Origin of the sequence: Leekyejoonella antrihumi (assembly GCF_007845645.1) — a bacterium.
In the GTDB taxonomy this organism is placed as follows: domain Bacteria; phylum Actinomycetota; class Actinomycetes; order Actinomycetales; family Dermatophilaceae; genus Leekyejoonella; species Leekyejoonella antrihumi.
This window is the reverse complement of record NZ_VCQV01000008.1, coordinates 37,805-56,361: the sequence shown is the minus strand read 5'-3', so window position 1 is coordinate 56,361 and position 18,557 is coordinate 37,805. Positions and strand designations below refer to the sequence as shown.

Sequence of the window (18,557 nt, the reverse complement as noted above, 5' to 3'; positions counted from 1 at the left end):
CACGACATCTGCAGGTGCTCGAGGGCCTGGAAGCCGTGCGCAAACGGCCCGGCATGTATATCGGGACCACCGACTCGCGCGGGCTCATGCACTGCCTGTGGGAGATCATCGACAACGCGGTCGACGAGGCGCTGGCCGAAGTCTGCGACCACATCGATGTCGTTCTCCTGGCCGACGGATCGGTAGAGGTGCGTGACAACGGCCGCGGTATCCCGGTCGATGCCGAACCTCGCACCGGGTTGAGCGGAGTCGAGGTCGTCTTCACCAAGCTGCACGCCGGCGGAAAGTTCGGTGGCGGCTCCTACACCGCGTCCGGCGGTCTGCACGGCGTCGGCGCGTCCGTGGTCAATGCCCTGTCCAGCAGGCTGGACGTCCAGGTCGACCGCGGCGGCAAGACGTATGCCATGAGCTTCCGGCGGGGCGAACCGGGCACCTTCGCGGACGGCCTCGGCCCGGAGGCCGACTTCACCCCCTTCACCTCGGGCAGTGAGCTGCAGGTGATCGGTAAGGCCAAGCGCGGCGTCACCGGTTCCCGCATCCGCTACTGGGCCGACCCCAGCATCTTCATCAAGACCGCCACGTTCGACTATGACGGGCTGATCGCGCGAGCCCGGCAGACGTCCTTCCTGATCCCCGGTCTGACGATCGTGATCCGGGACGAGCGGGGCGTGCCGGGCACGCCGGGGGAGTCCGGTCCGCACGAGCAGGTCTTCCAGCACGACGGCGGCATCAGCGAGTTTGCCGAGTTCCTCGCACCGGATCCGGGCGTCACCGACACCTGGCGGCTGCAGGGCGAAGGCACGTTCACCGAGACCGTGCCGGTGCTGGACGCCAAGGGGCACATGACCTCCACCGCCGTGGAGCGTGACTGCGCCGTCGATATCGCCCTGCGCTGGGGCACCAGCTACGACACGACGACGGCATCCTTCGTCAACGTCATCTCCACTCCGAAGGGTGGCACGCACACCACGGGTTTCGAGCAGGCCCTGATGAAGGTCTTCAAGAAGCAGCTCGAGGCCAACGCCCGGCGGTTGAAGGTCGGGGGCGACAAGGTCGAGAAGGACGATGTGCTGGCCGGTCTGACTGCCGTTGTCACGGTGCGGCTGGCAGAACCACAGTTCGAGGGCCAGACCAAGGAGGTCCTAGGGACCTCCGCCGTGCGGCAGATCGTCTCCCAGGTCGTCGAGTCCCAGTTGAACGCTCAGCTCTCCTCGACCAAGCGGGACGACAAGACCCAGGCGACCAGACTGCTGGAGAAGGTCGTCGCCGAGATGAAGACGCGCATCAGTGCGCGCCTGCACAAGGAGACGCAGCGTCGCAAGACCGCCCTGGAGTCGTCGTCGCTGCCGGGCAAGCTGAAGGACTGCCGCTCCACCGACAACGAGCGCAGCGAGCTGTTCATCGTCGAGGGTGACAGCGCGCTCGGCACCGGTATGGCCGCCCGGAACTCCGAGTACCAAGCACTACTGCCGATCCGGGGCAAGATCCTCAACGTGCAGAAGGCATCGATCGGCGACATGCTGAAGAACGCCGAGTGCGCCGCCATCATCCAGGTGGTCGGTGCCGGCTCCGGTCGTACCTTCGACCTGGACCTGGCGCGGTACGGCAAAGTCATCCTGATGACCGACGCCGATGTCGACGGCGCGCACATCCGCACCCTGTTGCTCACGCTGTTCTTCCGCTACATGCGGCCACTGGTGGACGCCGGTCGGGTCTTCGCGGCGGTCCCGCCGCTGCATCGCATCGAGACCTCGGCAAGCGGCCGTGCCAAGGGCGAGGTCACCTTCACCTACTCGGAGCAGCAGATGCGGGCGCGGCTGTCGGAGCTGGACAAGAAGGGGCGAAAGGTCAAGTCACTGCAGCGGTACAAGGGCCTCGGAGAGATGGATGCCGACCAGCTCGCGGAGACGACGATGGAGCCGCGGCACCGCACCCTGCGGCGGGTCACGCTGGACGACGCGGAGCACGCCGAGACGGTCTTCGATCTGCTCATGGGCAGTGACGTCGCACCGCGCAAGGACTTCCTCGTCGAGTCTGCGCACCGGCTGGATCAGGACCGCATCGACGCCTAAGAGGTCGGGGCGTAGCGTGGCGGAATGAACACCGCGCAGTTGTTGGAGGACGGTTTCGCACGAGTCCAGGACCTGGTGCACAGCGCAGTCGAGGGGCTGACCGCAGAGCAGCTGACCTACCGAGTCGATCCCGGTGCGAACACCATCGCGTGGCTGGTCTGGCACCTGACGCGCGTCCAGGACGACCACATCGCGGAGGCCGCCGGTCTGGACCAGATCTGGACGGCGCAGGGCTGGGCCAAGCGATTCGATCTCGCCCTGGATGACAAAGCGACCGGTTACGGGCACAGCCGCGAGGATGTTGCCGCCGTGCGGGTGGAGACACCGGCCCTGCTCACCGGATACTACGACGCGGTCTGGGACCAGACGCGTGCCTACCTGGGCACGCTCGATGAGCAGGCGTTGGATCGGGTGGTGGACGACCGCTGGGACCCGCCGGTCACGCTCGGAGTGCGGCTGACCAGCGTCATCGGCGACGACCTGCAGCACGCGGGACAGGCCGCGTTCCTGCGTGGCATCGTCGAGCGTCGCTGACAGTCCCTCGCGCCGCTCGACGATGCCAACTACGCTCGACGGCATGACCACGACGTTGTGCATTGCCCAGGATCCGAGTGCGGACCGGCTGCTCAGCACCGACCCATTCGCATTGCTGACCGGCATGCTGCTGGACCAGCAGTATCCGATGGAGCATGCGTTCCGTGGGCCGGCCAAGATTGTGGAGCGATTCGGCAGCATCGACCCGGTGAAGATCGCCGCGGCCGAACCCGAGGAGTTTGCGGAGCAGTGTGCAACGCCGCCGGCCATCCACCGGTACGGTCGATCGATGGGTGGACGAGTGCATCAGCTCGCCACCGTCATTCGCGACGAGTATGACGGTGATGCGGCCGCGATCTGGACCACGGCGCCCGACACACGCGAGCTGCTCCGGCGGCTGAAGGCCCTGCCCGGCTTCGGCGACCAGAAGGCGCGCATCTTTGCCGCGCTGTTGGGTAAGCAGCTTGCGGTGCAGTCGCCGCAGTGGCGCCAGGTGATCGGTCCCTATGCGGATCCCGGCAGCTTCCGGTCGGTCGCGGACGTGGTCGACGACGTGTCGCTGCAGAAGGTGCGCGACTTCAAGAAGGCCGCGAAGGCCAAGGCGAAGGCCGCGGCAAAGTAGCCCGCGCGCCCTTCCCCTCGCAGGCCTCCGGACGCACGGCGGAATCGGATGGCCGACGCGGTCGTTGAACACCCCATGAGCGACACGCAGCGGCTGCAACCAGGCAAGGACCACCCGATCACCGTGACCCCGGGCGATACGCGGGTCATCGTCACCCGTGCCGGCACGACGATCGCGGACAGCATCGAGGCACTGGTGCTGCGCGAAGCGGCCTACCCGGACGTGATGTACCTGCCGCGCGCGGACGTGCGGATGGACCTGCTCGAGCGCACCGACCACACGACCCACTGCCCCTACAAGGGGGACGCGTCGTACTACTCGATCTCCGGTGCCGGCGACGAGTCCGCGAACGCGGTCTGGACCTACGAGGCGCCGTATGACGCCGTGGCCCCGATTCGGGACCATCTCGCGTTCTACCCGGACGAGGTCGACATCGAGCTGCGGACGGCCGGCGCGTAGCAGCGACCTACTGCACGGTGGTGGCCCAGGTGCTGGTCGGCTTCGGCGCCTTGGCGCAGGAGCTCTTGACCGCCGGCCCCTCGACTCGGGTCATCTGCGCGTGCCACGTGCGCCCGTCACGGTGGGACACGACCCGTCGTGCCGTGCGAGGGTCAGACGCTCGCGGGAGATCCTCGTCGGGCGCCACGAGCAAGGCCGTCAGGTCGAGCTCGCCGATCGACTCGCGAACCGTGACCTCCGCAGCCTGGCCGGCGTCGTCCCAGACGCTGCGGCCCCGGTTGTGCATCATGTTGTTCAACGCCGGTGGCATCTGACCCTGCCGCCCCGAGGTCAGCACCTGCTCGGCGAGCTCCGCCGTCAGCCGGGCATACACCTGCCCGTAGGGCAGCAGGATGCCGGTGGGCGCGAACCGATGCCCGCCGGTGTGTGAGCACTCCCAGACCTGCCCCGGAAACTGGATCGCGGCACTGTGAGCCACCGGGCGGCCACGCACGGCACAGCACACGTCCCGTTTGCCATTGGTGCAGACCAGCAGGTGCACGGTGCGGGTCTCCTCCAGCTCGGGCAGATGCTCGGTCACCGCGTCCGGGTCGTCCTCGCCGAGGCTCTGCCACGGCAGACGCAGCAGGATGGCCGGGTCGTCGATCTCGCCCTCCAGCAGCCAGGGGCGGTCCGGCGGACCACCGGAGACGAGCACCGTGACCGAGGCGTCCGGGTCGTGGTGGTCGGCGTGCTCACCGGGTCGGCGCACCAGCAGCAGTCTGCCGCCGGCACCCTGCGCGGCGCGCTCCAGCGCGCCCCCGATCTCGACCGGCAGGTGGGACTCGGCGATCGCGTCATGACCCCACGGGCCGTTCTGCTCGAGGGCGACCCAGAAGCGGGCGACCGGAGCGGAGCCCGTCGCGGGCAGTCCGCGCTCCTCCCACTGCACCGAACAGGAACCCGGCAGTGGGACCGGCTCGACCTGTGCTGTGGTCACTGCGGGCGCCCGGGGGCGATCGCCGTGATGGGTGAGGAGGCAGGCGTGCCGCTGCCGTCCCGCTTGCCGGTCGCCTCAGGCAGCTCCACCGGCGCACCGGCCGACGTCGCGGCGCGAGCCGGCGAGCGCCCGACCCACCCGAACATCAGCTCGTCCTCGCCCCGCAGGAAACGATGGCATCGCACGCCGCCGGTGGCGCGACCCTTGGCGGGGTACTCGTCATACGGGGTGACCTTGAGCGACCCGGCCTCGGTGCCCGGTAGCGCGCCGGAGGAACCGGACGCCGTGACCACGACGTTGGGGGCGCCGGCGTCGACCACGCCGAACCAGACGGCCCGCTGCCCGGCGCTGACGTTGATGCCGGCCACCCCGCCACCCGATCGACCCTGCGGTCGCACGAGCGATGCGCTGTAGCGCAGCAGGTGGGCGTCGCTGGTGATGAAGACCAGGTCCTCGTCACCGGTGGTCAGCGGGGCGGCGCCGACAAGACGGTCGCCGTCCTTCAGTGAGATCAGCTCGAACGAGTCCTTGCTCGGATAGTCCGGGTTGACCCGTTTGACCACGCCACCGGCGGTGCCGAGGGCAAGGCCGGGGGAGTCGGGCGAGAGCGTCGCGAGGGTGAGCACCTGCTCACCCGCCGGCAGGTCGACGTAGGCCGCGAGGGGCGCGCCGCCCGACACGTTCGGCGCGTCATTCGTCGGGGGCAGGGTCGGCAGGTCGAGCGCGCTGATCCGGACCATCCGGCCGGCGGAGGTGACCGCCGCGAAGTCGCCCCGCGCAGTGGTCTGCACCACCGACGTCACGGCGTCATGCTTGCGGCGGGAACCGTCGTTCGCCAGCGGATCAGTGCCGGTCGTTCGCGCCAGCAGTCCCGTCGACGACAACAGGACGAGGCAGGGGTCGTCGGGAACCTCCAGCGGGGTCGTTGCCGCCGGGGTGCCGGCCGACTCGAGCAGGACGGTGCGGCGGGGTGTCCCGTGGTCCTTTGCGACCTTTGCCAGCTCGTCCGAGACCGTCTTGTGCAGCAGCTTCTCGTCATCCAGGATCGCCCGCAGCTCCTCGATGGCGCGGCGCAGCTCCTCCTGCTCCTTCTCCAGTTCGATGCGCGAGAACTTCGTCAAGCGGCGCAGCTGGAGGTCCAGGATGTAGGTCGCCTGCGGCTCGCTCAGGTCGAAGACGTCCATCAGCCGGGTGCGGGCGGTGCCCGCATCGTCCGAGGTGCGGATGATCTGGATGACCTCGTCGATGTCGACGATGGCGATCAGCAGGCCGTCGACCAGGTGCAGTCGCTCCTGCTTTTTGGCCAGTCGGTGCTCGGTGCGTCGTCGGACGACGTCGATGCGGAAGTCGACGTAGACGCGCAGCAGGTCCTTGAGCCCGAGCGTGCGTGGCTGACCGTCGACCAGCGTCACATTGTTGATGCTGAAGGACTCCTCCATCGGCGTCAACCGGTAGAGGTTCTCGAGCACGGCCTCGGGCTGGAAACCGTTCTTGACCTCGATGACCAGCCGCAGCCCATTGGTGCGGTCGGACAGGTCCTTGACGTCGGAGATGCCTTGCAGCTTCTTGCGCTGCACGAGCTCCTTCATTTTCTCGATGACCTTCTCCGGGCCGACCAGGTAGGGCAGCTCGGTGACGATGATGCCCTTCTTGCGATGGGTGACGTTCTCGATCCGTGCGGTGGCACGAGTGCGGAACGCGCCACGACCGGTGAGATAGGCGTCCCGTATCCCGTCCAGGCCGACGATCTGCCCACCGAGCGGCAGGTCCGGCCCGGGGACGAACTTCATCAGGTCGTCGAGGGACGCGTCGGGGTGCCCGATCAGGTGCCGCGCGGCGCCGATGACCTCCACCAGGTTGTGCGGAGCCATGTTGGTCGCCATACCGACGGCGATGCCGCTGGCGCCATTGACCAGCAGGTTCGGGAACGCGGCGGGCAGCACCGACGGCTGCATGAACTGGTCGTCGTAGTTCGGCACGAAGTCGACGGTGTCCTCGTCAAGACTGGCCGTCATCAGCATCGCCGCCGGTGCCAACCGCGCCTCGGTGTACCGCGCGGCGGCCGGGCCGTCGTCCAGCGAACCGAAGTTGCCGTGACCGTCGATCAGGGGCAGGCGCATGGTGAAGCGCTGCGCCATGCGCACGATCGTGTCGTAGATCGCCTTGTCGCCGTGCGGGTGGTACTTGCCCATCACCTCGCCGACGACTCGGGAGGACTTCACATGCGGCCGTTCCGGGCGCAGTCCGAGCTCGTCCATCGCGTAGAGAATGCGTCGTTGCACCGGCTTGAGACCATCACGCGCGTCGGGCAGGGCTCGCGCGTAGATGACCGAGTAGGCGTACTCGAGGTAGGCGTCCTGCATCTCCTCCTCGACGTCGATGTCGATGACGTTGCCCGCCACGATGTCGAAGTCCTCGCCGCCCTTGCCCTTGTCGCTCTTGCTGCGACGCGCCATATGCCGATCTCCTTGAGCTAATCCAACGTGCGCTGTTCATCCTCTCCTACCGGCCCGGCGACACTCGCGTCGACACGCGCCAACGGATCGCGCGCAGCACCCCACAGGCGGGCCCAGGGTATATGTCGTGCGTGGGTGCGCTCCGTACCTACTGCAACGCGGACTCGAACGGCCTCGCGAACACGACGAGCTCGCCCTACATCACCTAGATGGACCGCATCACCCGATCGGTGACGCCCCTGCTTCGGATGGCGTGTGCCTCCGGTGGGCTCTTCGGCATGAACCCCGCGATTGTGCTCGACGCAGACGACACCACGCTGATGAGCTACGACATGACGGGCGGGGCGATGAAGTTCAACTACAACCCACCCTGCAGGACGTGAGGGTGCACGGTGAGAAGTTCCCGGCGAAGAACTACTACCCGAAGTGGACCGCGGCGGGCGACAGTCAGCAGCCCTTCTACATCCACTGCGCCACCACCAAGTGCACGACGATCGAGTTCAGGTCCCGGACCCGCAAGGATGTGGAGTCCAAGGCCGGCGGCGGCTACACCGTTCTCGCCGGCTTCGGCGCCCAGTTCAGCGACCTGATCGGCGGTCACGCGCTCGCGGGGGTGAAGCTGCCCAACCCGACGTACTACCTGCCCTGACCCGGGCGCCGAACAGCATCCGTCGGTCGCTCAGTCCTGCAGCGGCGTGCCGAACCGGCCGGAGTGAAAGACCTCCCGCACCGGGCGTCGCCGGCGGCTGCGGGTGCTGCCGCTGGGCTGCTGCTGATCGGGATAACCGAGCGCGATCACACCAATGATGGTGCGGTCGGGCGGGATCGCCAGGGCGCCGTGCACGGCGCCCTGGCGATCGGTCTCCACGCCGAAGAACAGGCCGCCGAGCCCTTCGTCGACGGCGACCAGCAGCATCAGCACGGCGGCCATCCCGGTGTCGATGTCCCAGTAGGGCACCGGCCAGTGTGCCTCGTCCTGGTCCTGCCACGGCTTGTCCGGTGCGGCATACCGGCGCAGGTAGGAACCCTTGTCCGAGCAGCAGACGATCAGAGTGGGGGCCGTGCGGACGCCACGCAACCAGGCGTCGGGCGGTCCGTCACCGGTCGTGGCACCCCAGAACGCCTCCCGCTCGGCCGGGTCCCGCAGCACCACGAAGTCCCAGCCCTGGCTGAAACCGGCACTGGGGGCACGCAGCGCCAGCTCGGCGATGCGCGCCACGACCTCGTGCGGGACCTGAGCGTCGGGTTGAAAGCGCCGGATCATCCGCCGCCGACGAATTGCCTGCTCGAGCTCCATCGTCATCCGCCTGTAGGCTCGCACCGGGTCACCAGACCACGGTAGCCGGAGTGAGATCCCACATGGTTCCGGCGGCCAACCGAACGGGCAGGTGCGTCGTCCTCATGGACGTGACTGCTCTCATACGCTGTGCGTCGCCGCCTGCGGCGCTCCCTCGAGAAGGGTGGGCTGGAGTGGCTTCGGGGGAAGCGACGACGCAGCAATCCGTCCGCGAGGTCTATGACGCCCACTTCGGCCGTCTGGCCGGCTGGGCGACGTCGTTGGTGGGAGACCGCGACCTCGCACACGACTTTGCGACGGAGGCGTTCGTCAAGCTGATGCGGCACTGGGGGAAGGTCGACGATCCCCGCGCGTGGCTCTACACCACGGTCGCCAATCAGGTCCGCGACCACTGGCGTCGCCGGGGCCGTGAGTCTGCCGCATACGACCGCTATATCGCCGGCCGGCCGACTGGGACCGATGTCGCCGCACCGGAGCCGGACGTGGCCGACCGACTGTCGGTGCGGGACGCGATCGAGACGTTGCCCGGGCGGCTGCGAATGACGGTCCTGCTGCACTATTACGCGGACCTGTCGGTGGCACAGGTCGCGGCCCAGCTCGGGAAGTCCGACGGTGCCGTCAAACGAGACCTGTTCGATGCACGCAAGTTGTTGGCAACCCGTCTGGAGGGGGTGCGATGAGTCCGGTGGATGGCATCCATGAGCCGGGGAACGCGCATGAACCCGCGCACGAGAACGACCCGGTCGCACGGTTCTTCGCGCAGGCTCGAGAGCAGGTCGAGCCGGCCGCCACCAGCGACCTGGGCTGGCAGGAGGTGCTCCGCGGCAAGCGCACGGCGCGGCGTCCCACCAGCTGGTACACCGCTGTGGCGACGGCCGCGGCGGCGGTCGTGGCGCTGTTTGCGGTGTGGACCTGGCAGCAGCCCATGCAGCAGCACGGCGTCACGACCGGAAGCGTGGTGACGACCGGAGCCGCCAACGGTCTGCGGACCGCGCAGGTGAAGACACCGCCACAGGTTTCCGGTGCGCAGCAGCCGAGCGCGGTGCCGCGCTCGTTCGAGACGTGGTCGCTGACCAACGCAGGCAGCGGCACCCTCTATGACTTCGGGTCTTCGAACTGCGAGCAGGCGGTCTGCGTGACGCTGCTGCGGTCGTCCGACAACGGCAACTCGTGGACTGCGGTGCACCAGTTCTCCAACACCGACACGTCGAGCGCGACGGGTTCGGACATCCCGCAGATCCAGCCGTCGCGGGCGCTCACCCAGGCCCGGTTCGCCTCGCCTCAGGCGGGCTATGTCTTCGGCGGCGACCTCTGGGTGACCCACGACCGAGGTGCCAGCTTCACCCAGATGACTCATCCGGGTCAGTCGGTGCTGGACGTCGAGATCTGGCAGGGCGACGTGGTCGTCGTCTCTGCCGACCAGTGCGCCCAGGGCACCTGTGCCGGGCCCCTGTACGTCAGCAGGATCAAGGCGTCGGCAACGACAATCGTCCGACCCACCGCGACGATGACACTGCCCAGTCCGATCAGCGCGGCGTCGGCCATCGTGCACGGGGGCACGGTGAACGTCCAGCTGACGCCGACCAAGAGCGGCGTCAAGGCTCAGGCGCTACGGCTCCACGGCAGCTCGCTGGTGCCGTTGAAGCCACCCGCAGCCTGCAACGGCACCACCCTGCAGGCCCTGACCGTGGCAGCCCGGGCCAACAACCTGCTGTATGCCGTGTGCAACGCGAAACAGCAGCAGCAGAACATCTCGTACACCGTCGTGCGCAGCACCGACTCCGGCAGTCACTGGAGTGTCCGGTCCATCGGCTCCCTGGTTGTCCCCAGACTGGGTCAGCTGACGCTCGCCGCGGGTGACAAATCTCACCTGGTCGTGTCGATGGGCGGGCCGCGGGACCCGGGCGGCCCGACGGCGGCGACCAGCGTCGGCAGTCTGCAGACCTCCAGCAACGCGGGACAGACGTTCAGTCACGTCCAGTCCTCGCCCCACCTGCCGGCGGGTGGGTTCGACTGGGTCGCCAGCCCCGGCGGCGAGGAGTTCTATGCTCTGTCACACCAGGACCCCACCTACTGGTCCACTGACGACAATGGTGTGCGGTGGAAGGCGGTCGACCCGACCTCCTGACACTGCCGCAGCTTGGGAGCGATGAGCCGGTGCCACACGACTACCCGCACGACTGGGAAGCCGATGTCGTTCTGCGGGATGGCTCGGTGGCCCAGGTGCGTCCGATCCGCCCGGATGACGCCCCGGCCATTCAGGACTTTCACGAGCGGCAGTCGGACGAGTCCATCTACCTACGGTTCTTCGCGCCGCTGAAGCGGCTGTCCGAGAAGGACCTGCACCGGTTCACCCATGTCGACTACGACCGCCGGGTGGCTCTGGTCATGGAGTCGCGGGGCGCACTGGTCGGCGTGGCCCGCTACGACATGCTGGACGACACTCGCGCGGAGTGCGCGTTCAACGTGTCCGACACGTTCCAGGGGCGGGGGATCGGGTCGGTTCTGCTGGAGCACCTCGCCGCGATCGGCCGCGAGAACGGGGTGCAGGAGTTCCTCGCCGACGTCCTCCCGCAGAACCGCAAGATGCTCTCGGTCTTCACCGATGCCGGGTTCGAGGTGAGCCATCACTTCGACGACGGCGTGGTGGCCCTGTCCTTCCGGATCGAGCAGACCCAGCAGAGCCAGGCCGTGCGTACGGCCCGCGAGCAGCGCGCGGAGGCCGTCAGCGTCCGTGCCCTGCTCGCGCCGTCATCGGTGGCGGTCGTCGGTGTCAGCGAGCGCCCGGAGGCCGTGGGGCGCGGAATCTTCGAGCACCTGGTCGCCGGAGGCTTCGCCGGTGACCTGTATGCCGTGAACTCGCACCAGCACAAGGAGCTCGCGGAGCACCGGGTGTACGCCTCGGTCGCCGAGCTGCCCGGGCCGGTCGATCTGGCCGTGCTCGCCGTCCCGGCCGGATCCGTCCACGACGTCGTCCTCGGGTGCGCCGATCTCGGGGTGAAGGCGCTGCTGGTCGTGGCGGCCGGTTTCGCGGAGGCCGGCGAGGAAGGCGCTCGGCTGCAGCGGGAACTGCTCACCACGGTGCGCCGGCATGGGATGCGGATCGTCGGGCCGAACTCCTTCGGACTGATCAATACGCGTCCCGAGGTGCGGCTGAACGCCTCCTTCGCGCCCGAGATGCCCCGGTCCGGCTCGCTCGGTCTCTTCTCGCAAAGCGGCGCGCTGGGGATCGCCGTGCTCGACTCCGCCGCACGGCGAGGCCTGGGGCTGTCCGACTTCGTGTCCGCGGGCAACCGCGTCGACGTCTCCGGCAACGACATCATGCAGTTCTGGATCGACGACGAGTCCACGCGGGCGGTCGGCCTCTACCTCGAGTCGATGGGCAACCCGCGCAAGTTCTCCCGGATCGCGCGCAGGCTCTCCGAGCGGAAGCCGGTCATCGTCGTGAAGTCCGCGGCATCCGCCTACGGGGTGCCACCGGGCCACCGCGTGCGCACCACCCGGGTGGGTTCCGCCGCGTTCGGCTCGATGCTGCGACAGGCCGGTGTCCTGAGGGTCGAGAACGTCCACCAGCTGCTCGACGTGGGGCAGCTGGTCGTGCACCAGCCGATCCCTCGCGGCAATCGGGTCGCGGTCGTCGGCAACTCCGATGCGCTGAACGCGTTGGCCGCCGACGCCGCGATCGGCTCGTCGCTGGAGGTGGTGCACGGGCCGGTCAACCTGCCCCCGGACGTGTCCCCCGACGGGGCGGAGCGGGCCCTGGAGGCCGCGTTCGCCGATCCCGATGTGGACAGTGTGATCACCGGATTCGTGCAGACCGGCATCGGCCAAGGAGTCGCGATTGCCCGGACCCTGTCTCGGGTGGCGGCGCCGCATGACAAGCCCTGCATTACCACGTTCCTGGGGATCAAGGGGCTGTCCGATGAGCTGTCCGGTGGCGCCACGACCGACGGGCGGGCCAAGGTGGTCCCCTCATACGCCATGCCGGAGGACGGTGTGGTCGCGCTCGCGGCGGCCACCCAGTATGGCGCGTGGCGGGCGACCGATCGCGGTGAGCTGGTAATGCCCGACGGGATCGACGCGGTGAGCGCGGAGGCCATGATCGGGCGGGTCCTGAACGGGTCGCCCGGAGGCCGTCCGCTCCAGCCCGACGAGGTCGCCGAGCTCCTGGCGGCGTATGGCGTGACGGTCTGGCCGGTGATCCCGGTGAGCACCGAGGACGAGGCCGTCGAAGCCGCGCAGACCTTGGGCTATCCCGTGGTCGTCAAGTCGGTCTCCCCGCTGGTGCGGCGCTCACCGATCACGGCCGTGCGTGCCGACCTGCGTCACGAGTCGGCGTTGCGGGACGCGTTCACCGCGTTGGACGAGCGGCTGCGGCCGCTGCACGCTAACCGTCTGGTGGTTCAGGGGATGGCCAACCCCGGCATTCCGTGCATCCTGGCGACGGGGGAGGACCCGTTGTTCGGGCCGGTGGTGAGCTTCAGCCTGGCCGGTGCACCGACGGTCATGGGCGATGTAGGCTACCGCATCCCCCCACTGGCGGAGGGCGACGTGCGCGACCTGGTGGACTCCGTTCGGGCGGCGCCGCTCCTGCACGGCCAGGACGGCAGTGCTCCGATCGATCGGGCGGCGCTCGAAGACCTCATCGCGCGCCTCTCGGTGCTCGCCGAGAACCTGCCCGAGGTGGCGTCACTCACGCTGGACGCGGTGAATGTCCATCCGGACGGCCTGGAGGTACTGGGCGCGACGGCAACCGTCGCGCCGTCGGCCCTGCGCGCCGACGCCGGCCGGCGAGCCCTGGGGGTACCGCCCGCTTGCGGGGGAACGTGAGCTCTGCCCACCGAGGTGGGGCATCGACCGGCGGCTGTCCCCCGACAGTGGAAGAATGACCCGCATGGCATCGACTCGACCGCACACCGAAGCCGTCCTGCCGGCGGCGCTGATCGCCGATATCGAGCAGGCCGGATACTTTCCCGAGCTTGTCACCGACGTCGTGACGACCGCTTTGGGGGATGACCCCGTCGACGCACACCTGGTGCACGCGGAGACGACGCTCGACACGGAGACGGTGCGCCGGCACATCACCGTCCTGGTGCTGACCGCGGGACGCCTGCTGATCGCGCACGCCGACGACCACGCGCCGAGTCCCGACTCCCCGACCGAGCACCTCGGACCGATCGCCACGGCAACCTCGGAGACGGTGCCGCTGAGCGCCGTGCGGGGAGTCATGCTCACTCATGTGGTGCCTGCCCCGGAGGAGTATCGTGCCGGATCCCTGGGCCGGGAGATCACGGTGACCATTGGGTGGGGCACGGTCTCCCGGGTGGACCTGCTGCCGGCGACCTGCGGGGACCCGCAGTGCGAGGCCGACCACGGTTACGAGGGCACGATCACCGCCGACGACATTGCACTTCGGGTGAGCGCCGACGCCGATGGACAGTCGGTGTTCGACCGGGCCCGCGAGTTCGCGACCGCGCTGTCCGGCGCGATCGGCCGCTGAGGCGGCATGCCAGGCCCATCCGATGGCCCGGCGTTCCCGGCGTATGACGAGCGCGGCCTGGCCGGCGTGCTGCCCCGGGTCGCCGCCTCGCTCGGCGTTGCACTGGACGGGTATGTCGGGGACCTTCCGCCGGCCCGCCGGGCCGTGGTCGTCCTGGTGGACGGACTCGGTCTGGAGCTACTGCGCGCCCGGTCGGGGCATGCGCCGTTCCTTCGTCGCCTCCTGCGCCGACAGCAGGAGGCGCCCGATCCGATCGCGGAGCGCCTGACGGCAGGTTTTCCCGCAACCACGGCGACAAGCATGGGGTCCTTCGGCACCGGACTGCCGCCGGGATCCCACGGCCTCGTCGGCTATCAGGTGCGGGTGCCCGGCACCGACCGGCTGCTGAACGAGCTCTCCTGGCAGGATGGCCCGGTGCCCGAGCAGTGGCAGCCCGAGGCCACCTGGTTCCAGCGCGCCGATCGCGCGGGGGTGGCGGTCACGATGATCGCCCCGGGCAAGTTCGACGGGTCCGGCCTGACCCGTGCGGCGTTGCGGGGTGCGCGTTTCAAGGGCGCGGAGCCGCTCGGCGAGCGCGTCGATCTCGCGTTGGCGGCGCTGCGCGCGGACCCGCGGGCGCTCGCCTACCTCTACTGGGGTGACGTCGACCGCATCGGGCACCGGTACGGGTGCGGTTCCTGGCAGTGGGGTGACGCCGTCGAAGAGGTCGATCGTGAGCTGCAGCGACTGGCCGACGGCCTTCCCGCGGGGACGTCACTGACCATCACCGCGGATCACGGCATGGTCGACGTGGCCGCCGACGCCCGCGTCGACCTTGCGCACGACCCGGAGCTCGCCGAGGGAGTGCTGCTCGCCGGTGGTGAGATGCGCGCCTTGCAGCTCTACTGCCGGGCGGGCGCAGCGGCCGACGTGCTCACCACCTGGCGACACCGGTTCGGGTCGCAGGCCTGGGTCCTGTCGCGGGACGAGGCGGTGCAGGCCGGTTTGTTCGGGCCGGTGCACGAACGGGTCCTGCCCCGGCTGGGCGACGTGGTGGTGGCGATGCGCGCGCCGATCGGGGTCTACGACAGTAGGGTGATGGCCCGATCCGTGACCACGCTCATCGGCCAGCACGGCTCGCTGACCGACGCGGAGCAGAGCGTGCCCATGCTTCATGTTCCCGTCTCGTAGAGTGCTGCGCTGTGGCTGAACTTGTCTTCTTCTCCGGCACGATGGACTGCGGCAAGTCGACGCTTGCGCTGCAGATGGATCACAACCACCGCGCCCGTGCGCGGCGTGGGATGGTGTTCACCAAGCACGACCGGGCGGGCGAGGCCGTGCTCTCCTCCCGGCTCGGCCTGGAGACCGATGCCCTCGAGGTGGCCGACGACCTCGACTTCTGGGACCTGATTGCCACACAGGCCACCCACGGCAGGGCGATCCACTACCTGATCTGCGACGAGGCCCAGTTCTACACGCCCGACCAGGTCGAACAGCTGGCCCGGCTGGTCGACGAGATGGAGATCGACGTGTTCGCCTTTGGCATCACCGCCGACTTCCGCACCCAGTTGTTTCCCGGGTCCCGGCGACTGATCGAGCTGGCGGACCGGACGCAGGTCCTACAGGTCGAGAGCCTGTGCTGGTGCGGACGCCGCGCGACCCACAACGCGCGGGTCGTCGACGGCCACATGGTCGTCGAGGGTGCCCAGATCGTGGTCGGCGACGTGGCCTCCGGTCAAGACGCCACCGTGGAGTACGAGGTGCTGTGCCGCCGGCATTACATGCGTCGCATGACCTCGCACGCCGCACGGGCTCAGGCGGTCTCACCGGACCTGCTGCCGTTCGATCTCGACCTGTGCCCGTTGCCGCAGCGGCCCGCCCGGCGGGCTGATGACTGAGCGGGAGGCGCCGACCAGGCATGATGGCGAGGTGGACAATAGGGGGATGAAGGAGCCTGGCGGTGAGGCCGAGCCGGACCGGGCCGGCCGCGCAGCCGCCGCAGGCCGCGGGGTGGCCAAGGGCGCCGGCGCCGTGGGGCGGCTGACCGCTACCGCAGGCCGGCTGACCGCCTCCGCCGGCCGCTGGACCTACCGGGGCGCTCGCCGGGCCACGCAGGCCGAGGGTGCAGGCGAGAGCGGACTCTCTCGGCTGATCGAGGTGCACGCGTTCAGCTCGGCGGGTGACGTCGCGGTCACCATCGGCCTGGCGGGCACGGTCTTTTTTGCCGCGTCCTCCGGGTCTGCCGCTCGCAGCTCCGTGCTGCTCTTCCTGCTGCTGACGATGCTGCCGTTCGCGCTCGTGGCCCCGCTGATCGGGCCGCTGCTCGACCGCTTCAGCCGTGGTCGGCGATGGGCGATCGGTGGCACCCTGGCGGCACGGGGGTTTTTGTGCTGGGTGCTGGCCGAGACCGTGGAGGACCACTCGTCGTGGCTGTTCCCCATCGCGCTGTCCATCCTGATCCTGTCCAAGGCCTACCTGGTGACCCGGTCGGCCGCCGCGCCGCGCCTGCTGCCCAAACAGCTGACCTTGGTCAAGGCCAACGGGCGACTGTCGCTGGCCGGTGTCGTGGGGGCTTCCGTTGCCGGCGTCCTGGCCGGTGGCGCTGCCAAGCTCGGTGGCTCCGCGTGGGCTCTGCGTGTCGCCTTTGTGCTGTTCGTGGTCGGAGCGATCCTTGCGGTGCTGTTGCCGGCGCAGGTGGACAACACCACGGGGGAGGACACCTCGCCGGTGGGCCTGACCACGGGTCGGCGAGGTCGTCGTGGCCCCACCATCGCGCCCGACGTGGTGTCGGCGTTGCGAGCCAACAGCGGCTTGCGCTGGCTCTCCGGGTTTCTGACGATCTTCCTGGCGTTCCTGATGCGCATCCACCCGTTCCCCGGGTGGGAGGACCGCAAGACCCTGCTGCTCGCGCTGGTGGTGGGAGCGGCCGGTGTCGGCAACGCTCTCGGCACCGTCATGGGATCGCTGCTGAAGATCGCCTCCCCGCGGGTCGTGGTGCTCGCCACCCTGCTCGCCGATGCCGTGATGGCCGTGGTCGCGGCGATCTTCTTCGGGCTGTGGACCGCGGTGGCGGTCGGCCTGGTTGCCGGAGTCTGTCAGCAGCTCGGCAAGCTGGCGTTGGACTCGCTGATTCAGGACACGGTGCCGGAGGGCAGCCGCACCAGCGTGTTCGGACGCTCGGAGACGCTGCTGCAGCTCTCCTGGGTCATTGGCGGCATCATCGCCGTCACCATCCCGGTCAATGCGACGCTCGGGATGATCCTGGCGGCGGTCCTGCTGGCGCTGTGGGCGACCGTGGTGCTCATCTGGCACACCGGCCACCAGTTGCCGGTGCCGGAGCGGGTCCGGCACGCTGGCCCCCGACCGGGCGCTGCCCGGCGACAGCGTCACTCGGGCGCGGGACCGGGCACGCAAGCGCCTCCCGCAGATCCCCGGTCTGCGAGCCCCCGGCCCGCAGACTCGCAGTGCGGGTCGCAGACTGTGCCCATTGCGTCGGACGAGGAGGAGACGATCGGCATCAGCCGCGCGGAGGTGCATCGCCAACCGGGCCATCATCCGGACGATGATCGCCGCGCCCGCTGGGAGGAGCGGTTCCGCGACGAGGACCGGTGACCTGGCACGCCGACGCAGCGTGCCGATGCAGCGGCCGTGCTAGATGCCGTCGCCGGTCCAAAGATGGCGCGCCAAGGTGACATTGCTGACCTCTGGCAGGTCGCGGCATGGATCAGTGCGACGGTCGCCTTGCACTTTGACGGGGACGAACCGGCGGTGATGTTGTGACCTTCGCCAGGACAACACACACTGCCGAGGAGGTTCCTTCGGCATTAGCCCGTGGTCATGAACAACGCCGCGATGGGCTCGACGAGGTGGGGTGCGCCCACTGGGGCGGTGACGCGAAGGATGGGCTGCCCTCGTTCCTCGGTGACGGTCCAGCAGACGAACGCGCAGCACGCCCGTTCCTCGGCAACCAGGTCCTGCAGCTCGGCCAGTACCTGCGGGCCCGGCTGATAGCGGACCTCGAGCTCGCCACCGATGAGTTCAGCGGTGGGCGCTGCGATCTGGTGCAGGTGCTGCCACCGCTGTAGTCGGCTCGGACCGTCGTCCGCTCCGAGCGTGCAGGCCATCGGAAGCGAAGCGTGATGAGCGGAACCAGAAGGATCAGCCACGTCCCCATTGCAGACCTCGCGCGTTCCGGTGTCAAGATCTGTCGCACAGGGATGGCGCTTACGGTGACGCGATGGCTGGATGACCGGGCGTGTCGGTGCAAGGCACTTGCCCCGCCTGGGCGCTTCTCGTTACCCAAAGGCGAGCTCGTCGGTCGGGTTGCGACGCATGATTGCCCGCGCTGGGATGAAGAGGGCGTGCCGGCGAGTCCGACAACGACGACTACCAGCGCGAGTTCCCGGCGCAGCATGGTCCGCACCTGGCGCGATGTGGCGCCGGTGACCCGAAGCACGGAGAACTCACGCGACTGGTACGACCCGTGATGGCCGCGTGTGCTGCGATGCAGAAGTCGGGCAGCGAGGAACGACGCGCTCCGCCGTTACGGCGGTACTGAAAGAAGCAGCGCCCAGCCAAAAATGCGGCCTCCCACGGCAGATCTTCGCGTTCAATCCTGACGGGCAATGCCTGATCGAGATCCTCGATCCGATCGAGCCC

The 18,557-nt window shown here is 69.0% G+C and carries 17 protein-coding genes; 13 read left to right on the top strand and 4 right to left on the bottom strand.

What is annotated here, in order from left to right:
- Positions 1-8: 8 nt before the first annotated feature.
- The 4 genes from FGL98_RS07800 to FGL98_RS07785 all read left to right on the top strand — a co-directional run bounded on the left by FGL98_RS07800 (position 9) and on the right by FGL98_RS07785 (position 3,687).
- Positions 9-2,072, top strand: a complete 2,064-nt coding sequence (locus FGL98_RS07800; protein WP_425460990.1) for a DNA gyrase/topoisomerase IV subunit B — start codon at positions 9-11, stop codon at positions 2,070-2,072.
- A gap of 24 nt (positions 2,073-2,096) precedes the next feature.
- The gene (locus FGL98_RS07795; RefSeq protein WP_146316197.1) at positions 2,097-2,606 is read left to right on the top strand and encodes a mycothiol transferase; all 510 of its coding nucleotides are present in this window, start codon (positions 2,097-2,099) and stop codon (positions 2,604-2,606) included.
- A 43-nt stretch (positions 2,607-2,649) separates the two neighbouring features.
- Positions 2,650-3,228, top strand: coding sequence for an HhH-GPD-type base excision DNA repair protein (locus FGL98_RS07790; RefSeq protein WP_146316196.1), 579 nt, complete (start codon positions 2,650-2,652; stop codon positions 3,226-3,228).
- Between the two features lie 75 nt (positions 3,229-3,303).
- A complete protein-coding gene (locus FGL98_RS07785; protein WP_146316195.1) occupies positions 3,304-3,687 on the top strand; it encodes a DUF427 domain-containing protein in 384 nt (127 codons plus the stop codon).
- Positions 3,688-3,694: 7 nt separating this feature from the next.
- Here FGL98_RS07785 and FGL98_RS07780 read toward each other — a convergent pair whose 3' ends face one another.
- Entirely contained in the window at positions 3,695-4,666 is a 972-nt protein-coding gene (locus FGL98_RS07780) for a ferredoxin family protein (protein ID WP_146316194.1), read from the bottom strand.
- On the bottom strand, positions 4,663-7,122 hold the full coding sequence (locus FGL98_RS07775) for a DNA gyrase/topoisomerase IV subunit A (RefSeq protein ID WP_146316193.1): 2,460 nt from the start codon (positions 7,120-7,122) through the stop codon (positions 4,663-4,665). Before FGL98_RS07775 ends, FGL98_RS07780 begins: the two co-directional genes overlap by 4 nt.
- A 209-nt stretch (positions 7,123-7,331) precedes the next feature.
- On the opposite strand from FGL98_RS07775, the gene FGL98_RS25330 reads away from it, so the two are divergent.
- Both FGL98_RS25330 and FGL98_RS07770 read left to right on the top strand, forming a co-directional pair.
- On the top strand, positions 7,332-7,505 hold the full coding sequence (locus tag FGL98_RS25330; RefSeq protein ID WP_186526043.1) for a hypothetical protein: 174 nt from the start codon (positions 7,332-7,334) through the stop codon (positions 7,503-7,505).
- The gene (locus FGL98_RS07770; protein WP_146316192.1) at positions 7,502-7,771 is read left to right on the top strand and encodes an HAD family hydrolase; all 270 of its coding nucleotides are present in this window, start codon (positions 7,502-7,504) and stop codon (positions 7,769-7,771) included. The genes FGL98_RS25330 and FGL98_RS07770 overlap by 4 nt, the downstream gene beginning before the upstream one ends.
- Positions 7,772-7,801: 30 nt before the next feature.
- Here FGL98_RS07770 and FGL98_RS07765 read toward each other — a convergent pair whose 3' ends face one another.
- The gene (locus FGL98_RS07765) at positions 7,802-8,425 is read right to left on the bottom strand and encodes a nitroreductase family protein (RefSeq protein ID WP_342779955.1); all 624 of its coding nucleotides are present in this window, start codon (positions 8,423-8,425) and stop codon (positions 7,802-7,804) included.
- A 167-nt stretch (positions 8,426-8,592) separates the two neighbouring features.
- Between FGL98_RS07765 and FGL98_RS07760 the strand changes: the two genes are divergently transcribed.
- The 7 genes from FGL98_RS07760 to FGL98_RS07730 all read left to right on the top strand — a co-directional run bounded on the left by FGL98_RS07760 (position 8,593) and on the right by FGL98_RS07730 (position 17,510).
- The gene (locus tag FGL98_RS07760) at positions 8,593-9,099 is read left to right on the top strand and encodes an RNA polymerase sigma factor (RefSeq protein ID WP_186526042.1); all 507 of its coding nucleotides are present in this window, start codon (positions 8,593-8,595) and stop codon (positions 9,097-9,099) included.
- On the top strand, positions 9,096-10,547 hold the full coding sequence (locus FGL98_RS07755; protein ID WP_146316190.1) for a beta propeller repeat protein: 1,452 nt from the start codon (positions 9,096-9,098) through the stop codon (positions 10,545-10,547). The genes FGL98_RS07760 and FGL98_RS07755 overlap by 4 nt, the downstream gene beginning before the upstream one ends.
- Before the next feature lie 29 nt (positions 10,548-10,576).
- The gene (locus tag FGL98_RS07750; RefSeq protein WP_246136429.1) at positions 10,577-13,249 is read left to right on the top strand and encodes a bifunctional acetate--CoA ligase family protein/GNAT family N-acetyltransferase; all 2,673 of its coding nucleotides are present in this window, start codon (positions 10,577-10,579) and stop codon (positions 13,247-13,249) included.
- A 64-nt stretch (positions 13,250-13,313) separates the two neighbouring features.
- On the top strand, positions 13,314-13,919 hold the full coding sequence (locus FGL98_RS07745; protein ID WP_146316189.1) for a DUF5998 family protein: 606 nt from the start codon (positions 13,314-13,316) through the stop codon (positions 13,917-13,919).
- A 6-nt stretch (positions 13,920-13,925) separates the two neighbouring features.
- Positions 13,926-15,089: an alkaline phosphatase family protein gene (locus FGL98_RS07740; RefSeq protein ID WP_146316188.1), complete on the top strand. Its 1,164-nt coding sequence runs from the start codon at positions 13,926-13,928 to the stop codon at positions 15,087-15,089.
- An 11-nt stretch (positions 15,090-15,100) separates the two neighbouring features.
- On the top strand, positions 15,101-15,796 hold the full coding sequence (locus tag FGL98_RS07735; RefSeq protein ID WP_146316187.1) for a thymidine kinase: 696 nt from the start codon (positions 15,101-15,103) through the stop codon (positions 15,794-15,796).
- 46 nt (positions 15,797-15,842) lie between these two features.
- Positions 15,843-17,510: an MFS transporter gene (locus FGL98_RS07730; protein ID WP_246136428.1), complete on the top strand. Its 1,668-nt coding sequence runs from the start codon at positions 15,843-15,845 to the stop codon at positions 17,508-17,510.
- A gap of 212 nt (positions 17,511-17,722) precedes the next feature.
- On the opposite strand, the gene FGL98_RS07725 is transcribed toward FGL98_RS07730, so the two are convergent.
- On the bottom strand, positions 17,723-18,064 hold the full coding sequence (locus tag FGL98_RS07725) for a hypothetical protein (protein WP_186526041.1): 342 nt from the start codon (positions 18,062-18,064) through the stop codon (positions 17,723-17,725).
- Positions 18,065-18,557 lie beyond the last annotated feature (493 nt).

Coding starts and splice junctions, on each gene's coding strand:
- FGL98_RS07745 (WP_146316189.1), top strand. CDS start 13,314: ATGGCATCGACTCGACCGCACACCGAAGCCGTCCTGCCGGCGGCGCTG.
- FGL98_RS07775 (WP_146316193.1), bottom strand. CDS start 7,122: ATGGCGCGTCGCAGCAAGAGCGACAAGGGCAAGGGCGGCGAGGACTTC.
- FGL98_RS07790 (WP_146316196.1), top strand. CDS start 2,650: ATGACCACGACGTTGTGCATTGCCCAGGATCCGAGTGCGGACCGGCTG.
- FGL98_RS07755 (WP_146316190.1), top strand. CDS start 9,096: ATGAGTCCGGTGGATGGCATCCATGAGCCGGGGAACGCGCATGAACCC.
- FGL98_RS07785 (WP_146316195.1), top strand. CDS start 3,304: ATGAGCGACACGCAGCGGCTGCAACCAGGCAAGGACCACCCGATCACC.
- FGL98_RS07730 (WP_246136428.1), top strand. CDS start 15,843: ATGAAGGAGCCTGGCGGTGAGGCCGAGCCGGACCGGGCCGGCCGCGCA.
- FGL98_RS07795 (WP_146316197.1), top strand. CDS start 2,097: ATGAACACCGCGCAGTTGTTGGAGGACGGTTTCGCACGAGTCCAGGAC.
- FGL98_RS07740 (WP_146316188.1), top strand. CDS start 13,926: ATGCCAGGCCCATCCGATGGCCCGGCGTTCCCGGCGTATGACGAGCGC.
- FGL98_RS07765 (WP_342779955.1), bottom strand. CDS start 8,425: ATGACGATGGAGCTCGAGCAGGCAATTCGTCGGCGGCGGATGATCCGG.
- FGL98_RS25330 (WP_186526043.1), top strand. CDS start 7,332: ATGGACCGCATCACCCGATCGGTGACGCCCCTGCTTCGGATGGCGTGT.